At 67.4% G+C, this 18,657-nt stretch carries 18 protein-coding genes; 10 read left to right on the top strand and 8 right to left on the bottom strand.

From position 1 onward, the window contains the following. Positions 1–4 precede the first annotated feature (4 nt). The 5 genes from LFM09_RS22370 to LFM09_RS22350 all read left to right on the top strand — a co-directional run bounded on the left by LFM09_RS22370 (position 5) and on the right by LFM09_RS22350 (position 6,396). Positions 5–628, top strand: coding sequence for an HAD family hydrolase (locus LFM09_RS22370; protein WP_414098470.1), 624 nt, complete (start codon positions 5–7; stop codon positions 626–628). Then, on the top strand, positions 625–2,019 hold the full coding sequence (gene cysS, locus LFM09_RS22365) for a cysteine--tRNA ligase (protein WP_414098469.1): 1,395 nt from the start codon (positions 625–627) through the stop codon (positions 2,017–2,019). The genes LFM09_RS22370 and cysS overlap by 4 nt, the downstream gene beginning before the upstream one ends. Before the next feature lie 5 nt (positions 2,020–2,024). Continuing rightward, entirely contained in the window at positions 2,025–2,996 is a 972-nt protein-coding gene (rlmB, locus tag LFM09_RS22360; protein ID WP_414098468.1) for a 23S rRNA (guanosine(2251)-2'-O)-methyltransferase RlmB, read from the top strand. Positions 2,997–3,519: 523 nt separating this feature from the next. Then, positions 3,520–4,743: an MFS transporter gene (locus tag LFM09_RS22355; protein WP_414098467.1), complete on the top strand. Its 1,224-nt coding sequence runs from the start codon at positions 3,520–3,522 to the stop codon at positions 4,741–4,743. A 186-nt stretch (positions 4,744–4,929) separates the two neighbouring features. Continuing rightward, positions 4,930–6,396 carry a diguanylate cyclase gene (locus LFM09_RS22350; protein WP_414098466.1) on the top strand — a complete coding sequence of 489 codons (1,467 nt, stop codon included), beginning with the start codon at positions 4,930–4,932 and terminating at the stop codon, positions 6,394–6,396. 331 nt (positions 6,397–6,727) lie between these two features. On the opposite strand, the gene LFM09_RS22345 is transcribed toward LFM09_RS22350, so the two are convergent. The 4 genes from LFM09_RS22345 to LFM09_RS22330 all read right to left on the bottom strand — a co-directional run bounded on the left by LFM09_RS22345 (position 6,728) and on the right by LFM09_RS22330 (position 10,450). Then, positions 6,728–7,543: a metal ABC transporter permease gene (locus tag LFM09_RS22345; protein ID WP_414098465.1), complete on the bottom strand. Its 816-nt coding sequence runs from the start codon at positions 7,541–7,543 to the stop codon at positions 6,728–6,730. Then, complete coding sequence (locus LFM09_RS22340; protein WP_414098464.1) at positions 7,540–8,331, bottom strand: metal ABC transporter ATP-binding protein; 792 nt, start codon at positions 8,329–8,331, stop codon at positions 7,540–7,542. Before LFM09_RS22340 ends, LFM09_RS22345 begins: the two co-directional genes overlap by 4 nt. After that, positions 8,328–9,257, bottom strand: coding sequence for a metal ABC transporter solute-binding protein, Zn/Mn family (locus tag LFM09_RS22335; RefSeq protein ID WP_414098463.1), 930 nt, complete (start codon positions 9,255–9,257; stop codon positions 8,328–8,330). Before LFM09_RS22335 ends, LFM09_RS22340 begins: the two co-directional genes overlap by 4 nt. Before the next feature lie 98 nt (positions 9,258–9,355). After that, positions 9,356–10,450 carry an ABC transporter ATP-binding protein gene (locus LFM09_RS22330; RefSeq protein ID WP_414098462.1) on the bottom strand — a complete coding sequence of 365 codons (1,095 nt, stop codon included), beginning with the start codon at positions 10,448–10,450 and terminating at the stop codon, positions 9,356–9,358. 105 nt (positions 10,451–10,555) lie between these two features. Between LFM09_RS22330 and LFM09_RS22325 the strand changes: the two genes are divergently transcribed. Further along, positions 10,556–11,215, top strand: a complete 660-nt coding sequence (locus LFM09_RS22325; protein ID WP_414098461.1) for a hypothetical protein — start codon at positions 10,556–10,558, stop codon at positions 11,213–11,215. Here LFM09_RS22325 and LFM09_RS22320 read toward each other — a convergent pair. Continuing rightward, the gene (locus LFM09_RS22320) at positions 11,208–12,008 is read right to left on the bottom strand and encodes an NAD(P)H-binding protein (RefSeq protein ID WP_414098460.1); all 801 of its coding nucleotides are present in this window, start codon (positions 12,006–12,008) and stop codon (positions 11,208–11,210) included. The two genes, LFM09_RS22325 and LFM09_RS22320, sit on opposite strands and share 8 nt — an antisense overlap. Positions 12,009–12,087: 79 nt before the next feature. On the opposite strand from LFM09_RS22320, the gene LFM09_RS22315 reads away from it, so the two are divergent. Together LFM09_RS22315 and LFM09_RS22310 are read left to right on the top strand one after the other, a co-directional pair. Continuing rightward, on the top strand, positions 12,088–12,441 hold the full coding sequence (locus tag LFM09_RS22315) for a winged helix-turn-helix transcriptional regulator (protein WP_414098459.1): 354 nt from the start codon (positions 12,088–12,090) through the stop codon (positions 12,439–12,441). A gap of 54 nt (positions 12,442–12,495) precedes the next feature. Further along, complete coding sequence (locus LFM09_RS22310) at positions 12,496–13,038, top strand: dihydrofolate reductase family protein (protein ID WP_414098458.1); 543 nt, start codon at positions 12,496–12,498, stop codon at positions 13,036–13,038. Here the strand turns inward: LFM09_RS22310 and LFM09_RS22305 are convergent. The 3 genes from LFM09_RS22305 to LFM09_RS22295 form a co-directional block, all read right to left on the bottom strand. Then, positions 13,035–13,931, bottom strand: coding sequence for a sugar ABC transporter permease (locus LFM09_RS22305; protein ID WP_414098457.1), 897 nt, complete (start codon positions 13,929–13,931; stop codon positions 13,035–13,037). The genes LFM09_RS22310 and LFM09_RS22305 overlap by 4 nt on opposite strands. Continuing rightward, positions 13,931–14,809, bottom strand: a complete 879-nt coding sequence (locus LFM09_RS22300; RefSeq protein ID WP_414098640.1) for a carbohydrate ABC transporter permease — start codon at positions 14,807–14,809, stop codon at positions 13,931–13,933. The genes LFM09_RS22305 and LFM09_RS22300 overlap by 1 nt, the downstream gene beginning before the upstream one ends. A 103-nt stretch (positions 14,810–14,912) precedes the next feature. After that, complete coding sequence (locus tag LFM09_RS22295) at positions 14,913–16,169, bottom strand: extracellular solute-binding protein (RefSeq protein ID WP_414098456.1); 1,257 nt, start codon at positions 16,167–16,169, stop codon at positions 14,913–14,915. Between the two features lie 221 nt (positions 16,170–16,390). On the opposite strand from LFM09_RS22295, the gene LFM09_RS22290 reads away from it, so the two are divergent. Continuing rightward, positions 16,391–17,428 carry a LacI family DNA-binding transcriptional regulator gene (locus LFM09_RS22290; protein WP_414098455.1) on the top strand — a complete coding sequence of 346 codons (1,038 nt, stop codon included), beginning with the start codon at positions 16,391–16,393 and terminating at the stop codon, positions 17,426–17,428. Between the two features lie 124 nt (positions 17,429–17,552). Continuing rightward, positions 17,553–18,656: a LacI family DNA-binding transcriptional regulator gene (locus LFM09_RS22285; RefSeq protein ID WP_414098454.1), complete on the top strand. Its 1,104-nt coding sequence runs from the start codon at positions 17,553–17,555 to the stop codon at positions 18,654–18,656. Position 18,657 lies beyond the last annotated feature (1 nt).

Raw genomic sequence — 18,657 nt, 5'->3', positions numbered from 1 at the left:
GGACGTGACGATCCACGCCGCGCTCTTCGACTTCTCCGGCACGCTCTTCCGGCTCGAGCACCCCGAGCTGGCGTCCAACGCGGACCTGATGCGTGCGCTCACCGCCCCGGTCGGCATCTCCGACGGCATGGACCCCGAGCTCGTTGACGCGTGGTTCCGCCGCGACCTCGACCCCGACCTGCACCGCTGGGTGCACGTGCGGGTGCTCAACGACGCGCTCGTGCCGAACGCGGAGGAGCTCTACGACCAGCTGATCGACGCCGAGTCGTGGCAGGCCTACCCGGACACCAGGGCCGCGCTGGAGCACCTCGCCGACGTCCCCGTCGCGGTCGTCAGCAACATCGGTTGGGACATCCGCCCGGTGTTCGAGCGGTTCGGGCTCACCCACCTCGTGGACGAGTTCGTCCTCTCGTACGAGGAAGGCGTCATCAAGCCGGACCCGAAGATCTTCACCACCGCGTGCGAACGGCTCGGTGTCGATCCGGCGAACGCGGTAATGGTCGGCGACAGCGAAGAGGCGGACGGCGGCGCCGAGGCGATCGGCTGCTCCTTCCGGCTTGTCAATCCGGTTCCGACGAGTGACCGCCCGACGGCTCTTTTGGATGTGGCCCGTACCATTCCCGTGTGAGCCTCCACATCTACGACACCGCGAGCCGGTCCATGCGGGAGTTCCACCCGCAGGTCAACGGAACGGCGTCGATCTACGTGTGTGGGGCGACCGTGCAGGGCATCCCGCACATCGGGCACGTCCGCAGCGGCCTGAACTTCGACGTCCTCCGGCGCTGGCTCGCCCGCGACGGTGCCGAGGTCACGCTGGTCCGCAACGTCACCGACATCGACGACAAGATCCTCACCAAGGCCGCCGAGCACGACCAGCCGTGGTGGGCCTGGGCGTACAAGCACGAGCTGGCCTTCGAGGACGCCTACAACGCGCTCGGCTGCCTGCCGCCGACCTACGCGCCGCGCGCCACCGGGCACGTGACGCAGATGGTCGAGCTGATGCAGCGGCTGATCGACAAGGGCCACGCGTACGCCGTCGAGGGCGACGTCTACTTCGACGTGCGCTCGTTCCCCGAGTACGGCGCGTTGTCCGGGCAGAAGCTCGACTCGGTGGAACAGGGCGAGACCGCGGTGCGCGGCAAGCGCGACGCGCGCGACTTCACGCTGTGGAAGTCCGCGAAGCCCGGTGAGCCGTCCTGGCCGACGCCGTGGGGCAACGGCCGCCCCGGCTGGCACCTGGAGTGCTCGGCCATGGCCACGACGTACCTCGGCGGCACGTTCGACATCCACGGTGGCGGACTCGACCTGATCTTCCCGCACCACGAGAACGAGCAGGCCCAGTCGCGCGCGGCCGGTGACGGCTTCGCCAACTACTGGATGCACAACTACTGGGTGACGCTGTCGGGCGAGAAGATGGCCAAGTCGCTCGGCAACACGGTGTCCATCCCGGTGATGCTCGAGAAGGTCCGCGCCCAGGAGCTGCGGTACTACCTGGTCGCCCCGCACTACCGGTCGCACATCGAGTACTCGGAAGAGGCGTTGCAGGAGGCGGTGACGTCCTACGGGCGCATCGAGTCCTTCCTGCGCCGCGTCGCCGAGCGCGTCGGGCCGATCGAGCTGCGCGGCGACATGTGCCCGGACTTCGTCGTTGCGATGGACAACGACCTGAACACGCCTCAAGCCGTGGCGGCACTGCACAACAAGGTGCGCCAGGGCAACACGGCGCTCGCCGACGGCGACCACGAGAAGGCCCGCGAGGCCGCCGAGTGCGTTCGCCGGATGGCCGACATCCTCGGCGTCGACCCGTTGTCGCCGAAGTGGAACGACCAGTCGTCTGCCGACCTCGGCATGCGGCAGGCGTTGACCACGCTGGTGGATCGGCTGCTCGTCGAGCGCCAGGAAGCCCGCAAGAGCAGGGACTTCGCACGCTCTGACGCGTTGCGCGACCAGCTGCTCGAGGCGGGCATCGCCGTCGAGGACACCCCCGACGGTCCGCAGTGGACTTTGAAGGACGACTGACTTCCGTGGCTGGCAACTCCAAGCGCAAGGGCGCGATGCGCAATCCGGGCTCGAAGAAGGGCGCGGTCGTCGGCTCCGGCGGACAGAAGTCCAAGGGCCTGCAGGGCAAGGGTCCGACCCCGAAGGCGTCGGAACGCCCGAACCACCCCGCGTACAAGCGGGCCAAGGTGGTCGCGAAGACCGAGGCCGTCAAGACGCAGCGCCGCCAGAAGACCGAGAAGGCCCAGGCCGAGACCGTGGCGGGCCGCAACCCCGTCGTGGAGTGCCTGCGCGCGGGCACGCCGGCGACGGCGCTGTACGTGGCGCTGGGCATCGACGCGGACGACCGCGTGCAGGAGGCCGTGCGCCTGGCCGCCGACCGGGGCATCTCCGTGCTGGAGGTGGCCCGCGGCGAGCTCGACCGCATCACCGGCGGCGCGATGCACCAGGGTCTGGGCCTGCAAGTTCCCCCGTTCGAGTACGCATCCCCGGACGAGATCCTGGAGCTCGCTCAGCGTGCCGGCGAGCCCGCGCTGCTCGTGGCGCTGGACGGCGTGACGGACCCGCGCAACCTGGGCGCCGTCGTGCGGTCCGCGGCTGCGTTCGGTGCGCACGGTGTCGTGCTGCCGCAGCGGCGCAGTGCGTCGATGACGGCCGTGGCGTGGCGTACCAGCGCCGGAACGGCGGCCAAGCTGCCGATCGCGATGGCCACGAACCTCACCCGCACGCTGCGCGACTGGGCCGAGGCCGGTCTGATGATCGTGGGCCTGGACGCGGACGGCGACGTGGACGTCGACGGCCTGGACCTCGCGACCGGCCCGCTGGTCGTCGTGGTGGGCTCGGAGGGCCGCGGTCTCGGTCGGCTGGTCAAGGAGACGTGCGACCAGACCGTGTCGATCCCGATGGCCACGGGCGTCGAGTCGCTGAACGCGTCCGTCGCCGCGGGTGTCGTGCTGGCCGAGGTGGCACGCCGCCGTCGGATCGCCGCCAAGGGCTGACGTTATCGGCTAGTTCGAGCCGCTAACGGCGTTCTTCAGCCGACGTTAGTGATCGTTTTCCTGCCCGCGATCCGCGGGCAGGAAACGTCTTGCGCCTGACTCTCATGACAAACGGCGTGGCCTATTCCGCGGCACTCCCGAGCGCGGGTACCTTCATCGCGTTCACTAATTGCCTGTTCTGCCGTGCAGGAGTCCTAGCGGGTTGCACCAGTTGGTCGAGCAGGTGACACCCGTTTGGCACCGGTTGACACACGCTGTGACCATTTGGGGTCCAATCAGGCGAACCCGAGGTCAACTGTGAAGAAGATCAGCCCTGCGTTTCGCTATTGTAACTACTTTAGGTAACTGGCCTGCTCCGTTTAGGTACACACTGTGGTAGGACAGACGTTGAACGGTCAGGCAGCTTCTACCGTGATTGTCGATAGAAATTGATTACCACCGGCGGGGGCGACGTGACTCGGCGTAGAGCGAATCAGGACGTGCTGATTCGCCGCGCCTGGAGCGCGGCACGCCGAGGTACGGCATGACGACCCGCGGCGCGCTCCGCGATCTGGTGGGTTTGCGCGAGTTCCGCGCCATGTGGATCGGTTCGACCGCATCGACCGCCGGCGACCAACTCGCTGCCGTCGCATTGTCACTGCTCGTATTCGAACGAACACAATCCGCTGCCTGGACCGCACTCACGTGGTCGATGACGCTCTTCCCGCCGCTGATTTCGGGCCCGTTGCTCGGCTGGGTCGCCGACCGGTTCCCGCGACGCACAGTAATGGTGACGACAGCTTGGTTGCAGGCTGTGCTCGTCGGCGTGATGGCCATTCCGGGCATGCCGCTCTGGGTCATGATCGTGCTGCTCGTGGTCGTGCTGATGATCTCCTCGCCGTACCTGGCAGCACAGGAGGCAAGCCTCCCGCACGTCCTACCGGCGAAGCGCTACGACGACGGCGTCGCTCTGTTCGGCACGTCCGTCGACATCGCACAAATGGCCGGCCTGGCAGCTGCGGGCTTCCTCGTGGCGACCACCGGCCCCGGCGTCGCACTGGCGATCGACGCGGCGACGTTCGTGCTGCTCGCGATCTTGGTGCAGGTGTCCGTCCAGCACCGTCCTGCCGCGGATCCACTGGGCCGCAAGAAGAAGGACGACGAACCACGCGGCGCCTTCACGTTGATGGTGACCGAGCCGCGATTGAGAACTCTTCTGGGTGTCCGCCTGCTCGCAGGCCTGGCGATGGTCCCGGAAGGACTGGCGGTACCCCTCGCGGCGTCCCTGAACGCGGTCTGGGCCGTGGGCCTGATCCTCGCGATCGAGCCGGCCGCGAACGTACTGGGTGTGGCCCTGCTCTTCAGGTTCGTACGAGATCCGGCGAAGCGAGAACGGCTGATCGGACCGCTGGCGATCTTGTCGCTAGCCCCGTTGATCATGTTCGCGTTCAACCCGAACCTGACGTGGACGATCACATTGTTGGTCATTGCCGGTATGGGAGGTGCTTATCACACGCCCGCGCGTGCGGCGTGGATGAGGCTGCTACCAGATCAGTACCGCGGAAGGGCTTATGGCATTGGGCGTGCAGCACTGCGCTCGAGCCAGGGCGGAGGAATGGCGCTGGCGGGCGTCGTCTCCCACACGATCGGATCGGTCACTGCCACGATCGCGGGCGCGGGAGGAATCGGACTGGTGCTGGCGGCACAGGCGACCATCGCCTGGCGTCGGGCGCGAGGGCGCAACGACACGAAGGCAGTGGCAATCTGAAACAGAATGGTCACCTTTAGCGATATCCCGTGAAGAGGCGGCAATCATGCTCTTGAGGAGAGGCGGAGTTCAGTAGTCACGGTTGCGCATGGGAGGCACCTCCTCGTTGCGGCGAGCAGCGCGGTGGTCTACGACCGGGTCAGCAGCGGCTTTGCTCATGATGTGTCATGAGCGTAGGGGGTCGTGGTGAAGAACAGTTTGACTGATCGCAGGCGATCGCGGGTACTCGGCTCCACTCCGATTCGCAACTGGGACATTTGGACCGAGCACCCTGGTAAGATCGCGTACTTCTTCGTGCTCGAAGCGGCGGTAGCGGCTGCCTCCATTTGGCTGCTAACAATGCTGGCGCCACTCACCGCGACCGACTGGATGCGCTTCGGCGCCTTGATCGCCGCCATCACGGTGCACCTGACGATCGTCCGCCGCGCAGAAGAAGCCCGCCGCAACGACGCCTCCGGCCCCCACATCGACCTGACCTCGGTCTGGACCTTCGCCGCAGCAGTAGCCCTCCCCGGCGGCCTCGCCGTACTGGCCACGATCTGGATGCGCATCCTGATCTACCCGATCGCCCGCCGCCAGCCATACCGCTTCGTCTTCGGCACCGCCTCCATGCTCGCCTCCACCCTCCTTTCGTGGGCACTTGTCCACCTAACGGGTGTCTCACTCTCCGCAACGGGAAACGTCCCAACCGATCTAGTCCTGGTTCTCGTCCTCGCCATCACCGCCGTCCTCTACTGGTTCGTCCAGGTCATGACAGTCGCAGTGGCGTTCAAGATCGGCACCGCCCACTCGAAGATCTTCGACTTCGTGGGCTCCAAGGTCGACAACATGCTGGAGATGAGCACCCTCGGCGCAGGCGCCATGCTGGGCATGCTCATGACCAGCCACTGGGTGGGCCCATTACTGCTGGTCGTCCCAGTGATCCTGGTGAACGCCCTGCTCTACCACACAGCAGAACGCCGAGCGCACCTAGAACGCCTGCTACGAGAACAAGAACAGCTGCACCAACGCCTGGCAGCAGACGCCCACACCGACTACCGAACGGGCCTGCTGAACACCAACGGCCTAGCCGAATACGCAGGCCGCCTCGCCGAACGCTGCCGCCTGGACGGCGAACCGATGACCGTCCTGGTCATCGACCTCGACCACTTCAAGCGCATCAACGACACCTGGGGCCACCCCGCAGGCAACGCCGTCCTGGCCGAGGTGGGCCGAATCCTCCGCGAAAAGCTCCGCCCAGGCGACGTAGCGGGCCGCGACGGCGGCGAGGAATTCGTAGTCGCGCTGAAGGACACCCCGGTCGCCCAAGGCGTGACGATCGCCGAACGCATCCGCGAGGCCATCGGCTCCCTGGCAGTCCCCACAACCGACAAGCACCGCAACGTCGTCACCCTGTACGGCCGCGAGATCCAGCCCCCAGAGCCAGAAGGCGAGTCGCTGCAAGCGATCTCGGCCTCCATCGGCGTGGCAGTGATCCCCGACAACGGCCCGGACATGGCCACGGCGCAGCACTCGGCAGACGCCGCCCTGTACAAGGCCAAGGAAAACGGCCGCAACCAGGTCCGAGTGGCAGGCCTGGACATCCCGCCGCGCCTGATGCCAGCGCCGCGCGCGGACGACATCACCAAGCCGATCACGTCCCGCTCGGCCTGATAATCCTGGTAGGGGCGACAGCCCCGGTCCGCTAGGAGGCAGGCTGACGCAAGGGTCCCCTTGGATTTCGGCTCCCCCGCGACCCAACGTACCGAGCAGGTCTGACACTCCGGTGCGGCGAAATCTCGCGATGCCGAAGGCGAGCCGTCCTTCCCTTATGGGCCGGGCGAGCCCTCCGCTCTTATGCGATGCCGAAGGCGAGCCGTCTTTCCTTACGGGCCGGGTGGGGTGGTCCCGTCACGAGTCGTGCCAGAGCTCTCGCCGCGCTCGGAGGGATGGGTCAAGTCGACAGCGCCTCAAGCAGGCAAAAGAGACCAGCTACGTCAGTCCATCAGGTGGAACGGCGCTGAACTGCCCCAATACCTCGGCATACGAGGTATATCACGAAGCTCACCGCCGTGACGAGAGCGGAAACAGGAAGCCCTGGTTGCAGCGACAGAAGAATGCCGCCGACGGCCGCGACCTCGGCAAAAACCACGGAAAGAACAGTCGCGCGCAACGGCGAAGCGGTGATCCGCATGGCCGCAGCAGCCGGCGTGATCATCAACGCCAGCACCAGCAACGCCCCGACGACCTGAACCGACAGCGCGGTCGCCACACCGACCAGCACGGCGAACACGATCGACAGTCCCCGCACCGGAACCCCGCGCGAAACCGCCACATCCGGATCGACGGAGGCGAAGAACAACGGCCGGTAGATGAACGCCAGCACCGCCAGCACCGCGATCGACGACACCACCAGCAGCCGCAGATCGGTCGAGTCGACCCCGACGATCTGCCCGGTCAGCAGCCCGAACTTGTTCGCCGACCGTCCTTTGTAGAGCGCCAGCATCAGGATGCCCATGCCGAGCCCGAACGCGAGGATCGCGCCGATCACCGAGTCGCGGTCGTTCTCCCTGCGCGACAACACGCCGAGCAACACCGCGGCGATGATCGACCCGGCCAGCGCGCCGTAGCCGACCCCGATGCCCAGCAACAGCGCCGCCGCACCACCGGTGAGCGCGAGCTCGCTGGTGCCGTGCACGGCGAAAGCCATCTTGCGGGTGACGATGAACGGACCGAGCACGCCGGCGACGAGCCCCAGCACCGCGGCCGCGATCAACGCGGTCTGCACGAAGTCGAGCTCCAGCAAGTCCCAGATCGTCACGACGTGGCCTCCGCCGTGAGGTGGTGGGTCTGCTCCTCGCAGGCGCCGGCGCCCACGACCAGGATCTGGTCGCGCACCCGGACGACCTCGACCGGCGTCCGGTACAGCTCGGACAGCGTGCGGGAGTTCATGACCTCTTCCGGGGTGCCCACCCGGAACCGCCCGCCCACCAGGTACAGGACCCGGTCGACCAGGGGCAGCACGGGATTCAGCTCGTGCGTCACGAACAAGACCGCGGTGGAGGCTTCCCGCCGCCGCTTGTCGATCAGCTCGCTGACCACCCGCTGGTTCGCCAGGTCGAGGGACAGCAGCGGTTCGTCGCAGAGCATCACCGTCGGGTCGCCGACGAGCGCCTGGGCGACGCGCAGCCGTTGCTGCTCACCACCGGACAGCAGACCGATCGGCTCGTCCGCATAACGCGTCGCACCGACCGAGGCGATGGCCGCGTCGACCCGGATCCGGCGCTCGCGGCCGTTGCGCAGGCCGAGGCCCCACCGGTAGCCGTCGAGGCCGAGACCGACGAGGTCCCGGCCGCGCAACGTCATGGACTGGTCGAGCGCTCGCTGCTGCGGGATGTACCCGATGGCCTGGTTGCCACCGGAGACGGTGACCGTGCCCGACGACAGCGGCTGCAGTCCGAGCAGCACGCGCATCAGGCTGGTCTTGCCGGAGCCGTTCGGGCCGAGCACCGCGAGGAACTCACCGGGCTCGACGTCGAGGTCAAGCCCGTCCCACAGCACCCTGTCCCCGTAGGACAGCCGGGCCCCGCGCAGCGAGATCGCGGTCATGCCTTGAGCGCCTGCGAAAGCGCGTCCACCTGCTTGCTCATCCAGTCAAGGTAGCCGGTGACACCCGCGGGCAGCGTCTCGGTGACCGCGACGACCGGCACGCCCGCCGCCTTGGCCTTCTCCACGACCTGCTTGGTGACCTGGTTCTCGGTCTGGGTGTTCTCCACCAGCACGTTGATCTGCTTGCCCTCGACCAGCTGGTTCATCGACGCGAGGGCGGCGGCCGGGACGTCCGACTCCTCCTCGATCGCCTTGCTGAACGCCTCGGGGGTGACGTCTTCTGCGCCGGTCTCGTCGAGCAGGTAGTGGGCGATCGGCTCGGTCGCGGCGACCTTCTTGCCGGCGCCGATGCCGTCGACCTTCTTCTCCAGCTCCTCCAGCGCGGCGGTGAACTGCTGGGTGTTGCTCTCGAACGTCGTCTTCTTGTCCGGCGCGATGGCACCGAGCTCGTTCGCGGCCGCCTCGGCCACCGCCTGCACGGTGTGCAGGTCGTACCAGACGTGCTCGTTCTCGGCGTGGTCGTGACCGTCGGCGTCCGGGGCCTCGCTCGTGGGCGCCTCGCTGGACTCAGGGCCGTGGTCGTGGTCGCGCAGCGGGAACGCCTCGATCTTCTTGGTGGCGTCGCTGGTGATCAGCTTCGCGAAGAAGTCGTCGTAGCCGCCGCCGTTGAACACGACCAGCTTGGCGTCCTTGACCAGGGCGGCGTCCGCCGGCTTGCTCTCGTACGAGTGCGGGTCCGCCGACGGGTCGTCCAGCAGGGCCTTCACCTCGACCGCGTCGCCACCGACCGCCTTGATCACGCTGCCCCACACGTTCGTGGACGCGACGACCTGGATCTTCCCGTTGTCGGCGGACGGCGTGCTCGTGCCGCAGGCGGCCAGGCTCACCACGGCGAGAGCGCCGACCAGAACGTAGCGGAGAGTCATCACACCATCCCTCGATCAGGTAATGGAAACCGTTGTCGAGTTCAGTTTACGACACGAAAAAGCCCCCGGCGGTCACGCCGGGGGCTTCGTCGTGTGACTCACGCCTCCAGGCGCTCGCCCGACTCGGGGTGGAACAGGTGAATCTCGGTGGTGTCGCGGACGGCGACCTTGACGTGCTGGCCCAGGGTCGGCGGCGTGCGGCCGTCGACGCGGACGACGAAGCGCTGCGACGAGTCGCCGATCTTCACGGCACCGTGCACGAGCGCGTCGGCGCCGAGCTCCTCGACCAGCTCGACCGTCATGTCCATGCCCTCGTCACCGGACGGCACGAGCCCGAGCGCCTCGGGCCGGATGCCGAAGGTGACCTCGTCCAGGCCGGACGCGGCGTCGAGCGCGGCCCGGCTCAGCGGCACCACGATGCCGTCGAGCTTCGCGCCCTCACCCGTGATCGGCACGGTCTTGAGGTTCATGGCCGGCGAGCCGATGAAGCCCGCGACGAACGCGTTGGCCGGGCGGTCGTACAGCGCGCGAGGCGTGTCGCACTGCTGCAGCAGGCCGTCCTTGAGCACCGCGACGCGGTGACCCATCGTCATGGCTTCGACCTGGTCGTGCGTGACGTAGATCGTGGTCGTCTCGAGGCGCTGCTGCAGCGCCGCGATGTTCGCACGGGTCTCGACGCGCAGCTTCGCGTCCAGGTTGGACAGCGGCTCGTCCATGAGGAACACGGACGGCTCGCGCACGATGGCGCGACCCATCGCGACACGCTGCCGCTGACCACCGGACAGCGCCTTCGGCTTGCGGTCCAGGTACTTGGTCAGGTCGAGCATCTTGGCGGCCTCGTCGACCTTCGCCTTGATCTCGGTCTTGTTGACGCCGCGCAGCTTGAGCGCGAAGCCCATGTTCTCCGCGACCGTCATGTGCGGGTAGAGCGCGTACGACTGGAACACCATCGCGATGTCCCGGCCCTTCGGCGGCACGTTCGTGACGTCCTTGCCACCGATGTGGATGGCGCCCTCGTCGACGTCTTCGAGGCCCGCGAGCATGCGCAGCGCGGTCGACTTACCGGAACCGGACGGACCGACCAGCACCAGGAACTCGCCGTCGCTGACCTCAAGGGACAGCTCGTCGACCGCGCGGACCGGCGGGTTGCCGGAGAACACCCGCGACGCCTTGACGTAGGACACCTCAGCCATGTGACGCACCTTTCACCTTGTCTGGGCGCGACGTTAGGCATTGCAAGCGCTTACGGGAACAGACGTAAGCGCTTACGTTCTGCGGTTTCCTGATTGGATGTCGGGGTGACCGCGTACGACGTCGCTCGTCGCCTGCCCGCCATCCCGGAGCTGCGCACGCTGTGCCGTGCGCTGGCCGCGCTGGACATCGTGCTGAACCCCGACAGCAACGACCGGCACCACGACTACGACACCTCTTGGGCGCCTGGCGAGGAGTTGGCGTCCATGTGGGACGGCTCGGGCAACGAGTACTCCGTCGTGTTCACGGCCGCGGGGGCGTACGTGCGTGGTTTCGACCACGAGTCGCCGATGAGTCCCTACGCCACCGACGACGACCAGCCGTGGCCCGGTGTGCTCGACACCGTGCCCGACGTGTTCCGGGAGTGCGTGGAGGAACCGGCGTTCTCCGATGACGGCACGCCGTCAGTCACCGTGTGCCTGTGGCGTGAACACAACGACACCGCCTGGCGGCACGGAGACATCGCCTTCCCCGACGGGGACGAGGACGGGGCCGACTGGCTGTTCGCCCTGCTGACCGACCCCACGCCCGAGGCGTTCCAGGACTGGGCGGAGGACTACTGCGAAATGCCGGTCGACCTCGACGCGGTGCGGCACGTCTACGCCGGGAAGCCGCTGACCGCAGCCGTCGTGACCGCGCTCAACCCCGCCACCACCCTGGCCGCCGTCGCCGCCCGCGTCGCCGCGACCGGTTACCCGATCAGCTGAACGCTTTCGCGTTGCGGGCAGCCCAGTCCGCGAAACGGGTGGCCGCACGTCCGGTCACCTGCTCCACATGTCCGCTGACCTGCCGCTCCTCCGCCAAAGGCGAACCGAGAATGGTCAGCGTCCCGTCGACAACGGGCGGAGGCATGAACTGCGCCATCTGCGCGCGAGCCTCCTCAACGGACTGCTCGACGAACCGAATCTCCCGCCCGATCGCCGACGAAAGCGCCTTCGTTCGTTCGCGCGGAGTCAACGCTTCCGGACCCGTCAGCACATAGGTCTGACCTTCGTGACCACCCTGCAGTGCCTCGGCAGCCACCGCCGCGATGTCGGCCGGATCGACGAACGGCAGTGCCACGTCCGCGAACGGCGCCGCGGCCACCCCGTGCTCGCGGATCGGCTGAGTCCACGCGTAGGCGTTGGTGAAGAACCCGCTCGGCCGCAGGATCGTCCACTCCAGACTCGACTGCCGCACGGTCTCCTCGAACGACGCCATCCGCGAGTGCGGCACCATCCCCGGCCGCGTCCCGGCACCCTGCGACGACAACAGCACCACGCGCCGAACTCCGGAAACCTTCGCCACGTCCAGCACGGAGGCGATGTCCGTGTCCGGCCCGAGCAGTTCTCCCGCGAACAGAAGGAAAAGCGCCTCCGCACCTTCCACCACGGGTTCCAGCGAAGCAGGCCGGGCGAGATCCACCTGCGGGCGCGACGCCGCGACAGCCTTGTCCCCCAACAACTCCATCAACGGACGGCCGACGTTTCCGGTCGCCCCGGTCACCACGATCACGAGCATCTCCTCAGCCGTTGATTCGGTATCGCGAGGAAAGCTAACATCGTGAAGTTAGTAGGTACCTAGAGGAAAGTGACTGCCCGTGGAGCCCGTACCGGAGCTGGCCTGCCCGATCGCCCCGGTCGTCGACCTGGTCTTCAGCCGGTGGACGACGCCGATCCTGTGGACGTTGAACGAGTACGGCCGGCAGCGGTTCGTGGAGCTGGAGCGCCGGATCGGCACGATCACGCCGAAGGTCCTCACGCAACGGCTGCGGCAGCTCGAACGAGACGGCCTGGTCACCAGGACCTACCACCCGGAGGTCCCGCCGCGGGTGGAGTACGAGATCAGCGAGCTGGGCCGCAGCCTCGCGCCGATCTTCCACAACCTCGCAGAGTGGTCGAAGAACAACCTGGTCAAGGTCGACGAGGCGAGGACGCGCTACGACGACCGATGAGTTCTCCGAGGCGCTCTGGTCTACCCCTGCAACACCCGACCGCAGGAGGAACCCATGAGCGGCAAAGTGCGACTGCACTTCTCGATGTCACTGGACGGCTTCGTCGCCGACGCGGACAACGGCATGGACTGGCTGGCCCACACGACCGCCGGCTCCGACCTCGCGAAGTCCTACGAGGAGAGCACCGGCGCGATCCTCGGCGGCAGAAAGGGGTGGGAGGAGTACCCCGATCCGGCCATGGCGTACAGCGGTCAGTTCGTCGGAAAGCTCTTCGTCCTCACCCACCACCCCGAGGACGCCCCGCAGGCGGAGGGTGTCACCTTCCTGACCTGCGACGTGGCCGAGGCGGTCAAGATCGGCCTCGAAGCCGCGGACGGCAAGGACCTCGTGGTGCTCTCGCCGACCATCGGCCGGCAACTGCTGGAACGCGGGCTCGTCGACGAGATCGCCCTGCACATCGCACCGGTGATCCTCGGCCACGGCCTGAGGTTCTTCGACAACCCCGGCGGGGCGCCGATCCACCTGCACCGGCTCGACACCGACGACCCCCACTCGGAGGTGGACGTGCGGTACCGGCCGGTGCGGGAGACCGACTAGCCCTTCACGGCACCGGACGACAGCCCGGTCACCAGGAAGCGCTGCACCAGGTAGAACACGATGACAGCCGGGATCGCGACCAGGATGGAGGCGGCGGCCAGGTGGCCCCACTCCGTCCTGTTCTGCTGCACGAACACCTGCAGCCCCACGGCCAAGGTCTTCGACTCGTCGGCTGCGGACAGGAACGCCGACGCGAACGCCACCTCGCCCCACGCCGTCAGGAACGCGTAGAACGACGTGACCGCGAGACCAGGCTTGGCCAGCGGCATGATCAGCCGCCAGAACACGCCGAACGGCGATAGCCCGTCCACACGGCCGGCTTCGTCGATGTCACCGGGGATCGTGTCGAAGTAGCCCTTGAGCATGTACGTGCAGAACGGCACCGCGGTCGTGCAGTACACGAGCACGAGACCGATCGAGGTTCCCTGCAGCCCCAACGCGATCAGGATGTTGTAGAGCGGCACGATCAGCACCGCGAACGGGAACATCTGCACGACGAGGAACGACATCATCAGCGATCGCTTGCCGGGGAACCGGAAGCGCGACGCCGCGTAGCCCGTCGTCGCGGACAGGAACACCGCGATGATCGTCGTCAGCAACGCGATCAGCACCGAGTTGCCGAACCACGTGAGGAACGCGCCCTTCTCGCCGCCGAGGATCCGCGTGTAGTTGTCCAAAGAGGACTCGTTGAACAACTGCGGCGTGGTCTCGACCGCACGAGCGTCGGGCTTGAAAGACGTGACGAGCACCCAGAAAACCGGGAACACCGCGACCAGCGAAGCGATGATCAGCCCGGCGTGCAGGCCGACAGAAGCGAGAACCGACCGGTCGCTGCGCTTGAGGCGGCGATCCGTGGCACGCACCACCTGCAAAGAAGAAGCGTCGAGCGTCATCACCACACCTCGCCTTGCTTGCGCAGCGCACGGCGGTAAACCGTGGCGAAGACCAACAACACGGAGAGGATGAGCACGCCGTAGGTCGACGCGATCGCGTAGTCACGCGAGGCGCCGGAGAAGAAGCGCTCGAACGCGTAGGTGACGAGGATGCGCGTGTTCGGGTTCGGACCGGCGATCAGGTAGATCACCGGGAACATGTTGAACGTCCAGATGATGCCCAGCAGGATCACCGTCGACGACACCGAGCGCAGGCCGGGCAGCGTCACGTTGCGGAACCGCTGCCACGGCGTCGCGCCGTCCATCTCGGCCGCCTCGTAGAGATCGCCCGGGATCGACTGCAGGCCACCGAGCAGCGCGACCATCATGAACGGAACGCCCAGCCAGACGTTGACGACGATCACGGCGAACAGCGCCCAGTCGGACTGGCCCAGCCACACCGGGTCGGGCAGGCCGACCGCGCGCAGCAGCTGGTTGATGATCCCGTACTGCGCGTTGAACATGTACTTCCACGCGAACGCGCTGATGAAGGCGGGCACGGCCCACGGCAGGATCAGCAGGACGCGGTAGAGCGTGCGGCCCTTGACCTCGCGGTTGAGCAGCAGCGCGAGCCCGAGACCGATCGTGTAGTGCAGGAACACGCAGGCGAACGTCCAGATCAAGGTCCGGACCAGCGTTCCCCAGAACGCGCCGTACGACGAGTCGCCGGACAGCACGTTCAGGTAGTTCTTGAAACCAACGCCCTCGTAGGTCGCCGGCCGGTCGAGCACCGGGTTGGCGATGTTGGCCTCGTTGATGTTGGTGAAGGTGAAGAACACGCCCTGGGCGAGCGGGTAGAGCACCAACACGGCGATGACCACCACGACGGGCAGGACCATCGCGTACGCGTACCAGTGCCGTTCCAAGAACCGGCGCACCGAAATCTCTCCCTCCAGCAAGAGTCGTGAGCGGCCCGGCGAACCGGGCCGCTCACGAGCTCACTCAGCCGATCGAGTACTCGGTGACGACGGTGTCCTTGTAGGCCTTGGCGACCTCGTCGAGCGCCGCCTTCGGCTCCTTCTTGCCGGCGAGGACGTCGGCGTAGGCGATCTTCAGCGGGTCGAACAGCTGCCCGCCCTCGGGGATCCACGGACGGGCGTGCGCGGCCTTGGCGACCGGCTCGAACGCGGACACGACGGCGTTGGCCTTCACGTCGGCGTTGGCGTACGCGGACTTGCGGGTCGGCAGCAGGCCGAGCTCCTTGGCGACCTGGGCCTGCGACTCGACCGAGCTCATGCACTGGATGAACTTGATCGAGGACTGCTTGGCCTTGGTGCCCTGGCGGACCACGTAGTCGTGGCCACCGACCGGCGCGCTGCCCTTGCCGGCGGCGTCACCGGGAACCGGCGCGATGCCGAGGTTCGACGCGTCGGTGAACGCGGCGCCCTTCAGGTAGTCCGCGACGGCCCACGGGCCGTTGATGACCATGGCGGCGTCACCGGACGTGAACGCGGCCTGCATGTTCGCGTAGGAGTTCGTCGGGTCGAGCGCGGTCGTCGCGGCCTTGGCGTCGAGCAGGCCCTTGGCGGTCTGCAGCGCCTTCACGTTCTCCGCGGAGTTGACCACGATCTTCTTGGCGGAGGCGTCGACCAGGTCGCCGCCCGCGCCGTAGATGAACGGCAGCGCGTAGTACGCGTCGTTGTTGAGGAAGAACGACTTCTCGCCGCCCAGCTTGGCGGCCGCGGCCTTCAGCTCGTCCCACGTCTTCGGCGGCTCGACGCCGGCGTCGGCGAGCTTCTTCTTGTTGTAGAGCAGGGCGAGCGAGTCGGTGACCTGCGGGACGCCCCAGCTCTTGCCGTCGTACTTCGTGGAGCCCAGCGGGACCTCGAGGAAGTCGCCGGTGTCCTTGGCGAGGTCGGTGTCGCTCAGGTCCAGGATCAGGCCGTTCTTGGCCAGCTGCGGCACCCAGGCGACCTCGGACCGGAACACGTCCGGCCCCTGACCGCCCTGCGCGGCGGTCTTGTAGTTGTTCAGCGCCTGGTCGAACGCGACGGTCTCGGTCTTGACCTTGTAACCGCCCTTCGAGGCGCAGTCATTCGCGATCTTGGTGAACACCGGGCTCTCGTTGGGGCCACTGGTGTCCCAGAAGGTCACTTCGCCCGAGTCGGATCCGCTGCTGCTCGATCCACCGCCACCACAGGCGGTGAGCACGAGGGCGACACCCGTCGCCATGGCGGTCACGAGGGTTGTCCGTCGCATCGTTGCTGCCGTTCCCTCCAGCTGGGCCCCATCTCCCAGTGAGATGAGGGGTCTTGCAAGGTTTTGCGAGAATGTTGCGGGCGATTTCACTACCAGAACCATGGTCAGGTCAAGACGCCATCCGTAACCAAGCCGTAACGGCACGGTCTTGCAGCCACTCGTTGCAAAAGTTTTCTGAACACGGCAGGCTTGCGCCGACCCAAGCTGACCAGGGAGGCAACGTGTCCGGACTGTCCGAGATCGCCAGGGCAGCCGGGGTGTCCATCTCGACCGTGAGCCGTGTCCTCAACAGGCGCGCAGGTGTGAACGAGGAGACCCGGCAGCGGGTGCTGTCGGTGCTCGCGGAGATGCCCTACACCCCGCGCGGACTCGGTGCGTTGCAACGCACCGGCGTGATCGGCCTCCTGGTGCCGGAGCTCTCGAACCCGGTCTTCCCCGCGTTCGCCGAGGCACTGGAGACCCGTGCCGCGCGGCTCGGCTACTCCTCGCTGCTGTGCAACACGCGCAGCGGCGCGCCCATGGGCGAGGAGGAGTACGTCCGGATGCTCCTGGCCCGCGGGGTCGAGGGCATGGTGTTCGTGTCACCGGAGATCACCAACGTCGAGGTGCCGCTCGGGCAGGCGCCCCGGCCGAGCTACTACGCGAAGCTCGTCGCGGACGGCGTCCACATGGTCTTCCTGAACGGTGCCACGCCCGCGCTGGACGTGCCCGACGTGACGGTGGACGAGCAGCTGGCGGGCTACATGGCGACCAAGCACCTGATCGAGCTCGGCCACGAGCGGATCGGGTTCGTCTCGGGTCCGGCGCGATCTCTCCCCTCACGGCTGAAGCGCGCCGGCTGGGCCGCTGCTCTTGAGGAGAACCATCTGCCGGCGGGTTCGGAGTACGTCGCACACGGGCCGTTCAGCGCGGAGGGTGGCGGTGTCGCCGTGGCGCAGCTGCTCGACACCGTGACGCCCACGGCGGTGATCTGCTCGTCGGACCACATGGCACTGGGCGTCATGCGCGAGGCACACCAACGAGGGATATCGGTTCCTGAAGATCTGTCGGTCGTCGGGTTCGACGACATCCCGTTGGCCGCCTACTCCTCGCCCGCTTTGACGACGCTCGCGCAGCCGATCGAGGAGATGGCGGCAGCCGCGATCGACGAGTTGGTGGTGCGCCTCGATCCGGATAGCCGCAGGCAGGACCGCGACAACTACACCCGCGTGTTCCGTCCGCGGCTCGTCGCGCGGGAGTCCACAGCGCCTCCGAAGTGAGACGCCCATTGGTCTGGACCATCTTCTGAACAAGGCAGATGGGTCAACCAGGGCGGATGCGTCATTTGAGGGACACAGGTCACCCTCGCTTCACGAATTGGTTCTGAACCGTTACGGTCCTTTCATGGCGCGGTCGATGCATGTGCGACGTCCGGCAACGTTGGCCTCTCTGGCCGCTGAGCTGGGCGTTTCCCGGACAACGGTGTCCAACGCCTACAACCGTCCCGACCAGCTCTCCCCCGAGCTGAGGCGGCGGGTGTTGGACACGGCCCGAAGGCTGGGTTATCCCGGCCCGGATCCTGTGGCGCGCTCGTTGCGCACGCGCAAGGCCGGGGCGGTGGGTCTGTTGCTCACCGAGAACCTCTCCTACGCGTTCCGCGACCCTGCCGCGATCGGCTTCCTCGAAGGCCTCGCGCTGGCGTGTGAAGACGCGGGCACGGGCCTGTTGCTGGTCCCCGCCAACCCCGAACGCGAGGACGTCGCCTCCGTGCACCGCGCGGGCGTCGACGGCTTCGTCGTCTACTCGGTCCCCGACGACGACCCGCACCTGGCCGCTGTTCTGGAGCGCCCGGTGCCCACGGTCGTCTGCGACCAGCCGGACCTCGGCACGGTCGACCGCGTCGGCATCGACGACCGCGGCGCGATGTACGAGCTCGCGAAGCACCTGATCTCGTTGGGACACCGCCGGATCGGCGTCGTGTGCATGCGCCTGGCGCGTGACCGCAACGACGGCTTCGTGACCCCGGACCGCCAGCACGCCGCGCACTTCCACGTGCAGCGCAACCGCCTGTCCGGCCTGGCCGAGGCGTTCAGCGAGGCCGGCGTCGACTGGTCGCAGGTCCCCGTGGTCGAACGCTTCGACCACAACATGGCCTCCGGTGCGTCCGGCGCCGCTCAGGTGCTGGACCGCGACCCGCAGATCACCGCGTTGATCTGCACCTCGGACGTGCTGGCGCTCGGTGCGCTGACCGAGGCGGCCCGGCGCGGTCTGCGCGTGCCGCACGACATCACCGTGACCGGGTTCGACGGCATCCGCGCCGGCGAGGAGGCCGGGCTCACGACGGTGCGTCAGCCGGTGCTGGAGAAGGGCCGGGCGGCGGGCAAGCTGCTGCTCGACGCGAACGAGCGGACGCGGCCGCGGTCGGTCAACCTGGCCACGGAGCTGATCATCGGCAAGACGTCGGCGGCGCCGCGCGGTGGTGCTGAAGAGCGCTGGTTCGGTCCCTGAG

This window comes from Lentzea alba, assembly GCF_047445655.1.
GTDB lineage: Bacteria > Actinomycetota > Actinomycetes > Mycobacteriales > Pseudonocardiaceae > Lentzea > Lentzea alba_A.
This window is presented reverse-complemented; position numbering and strand designations above follow the sequence as displayed.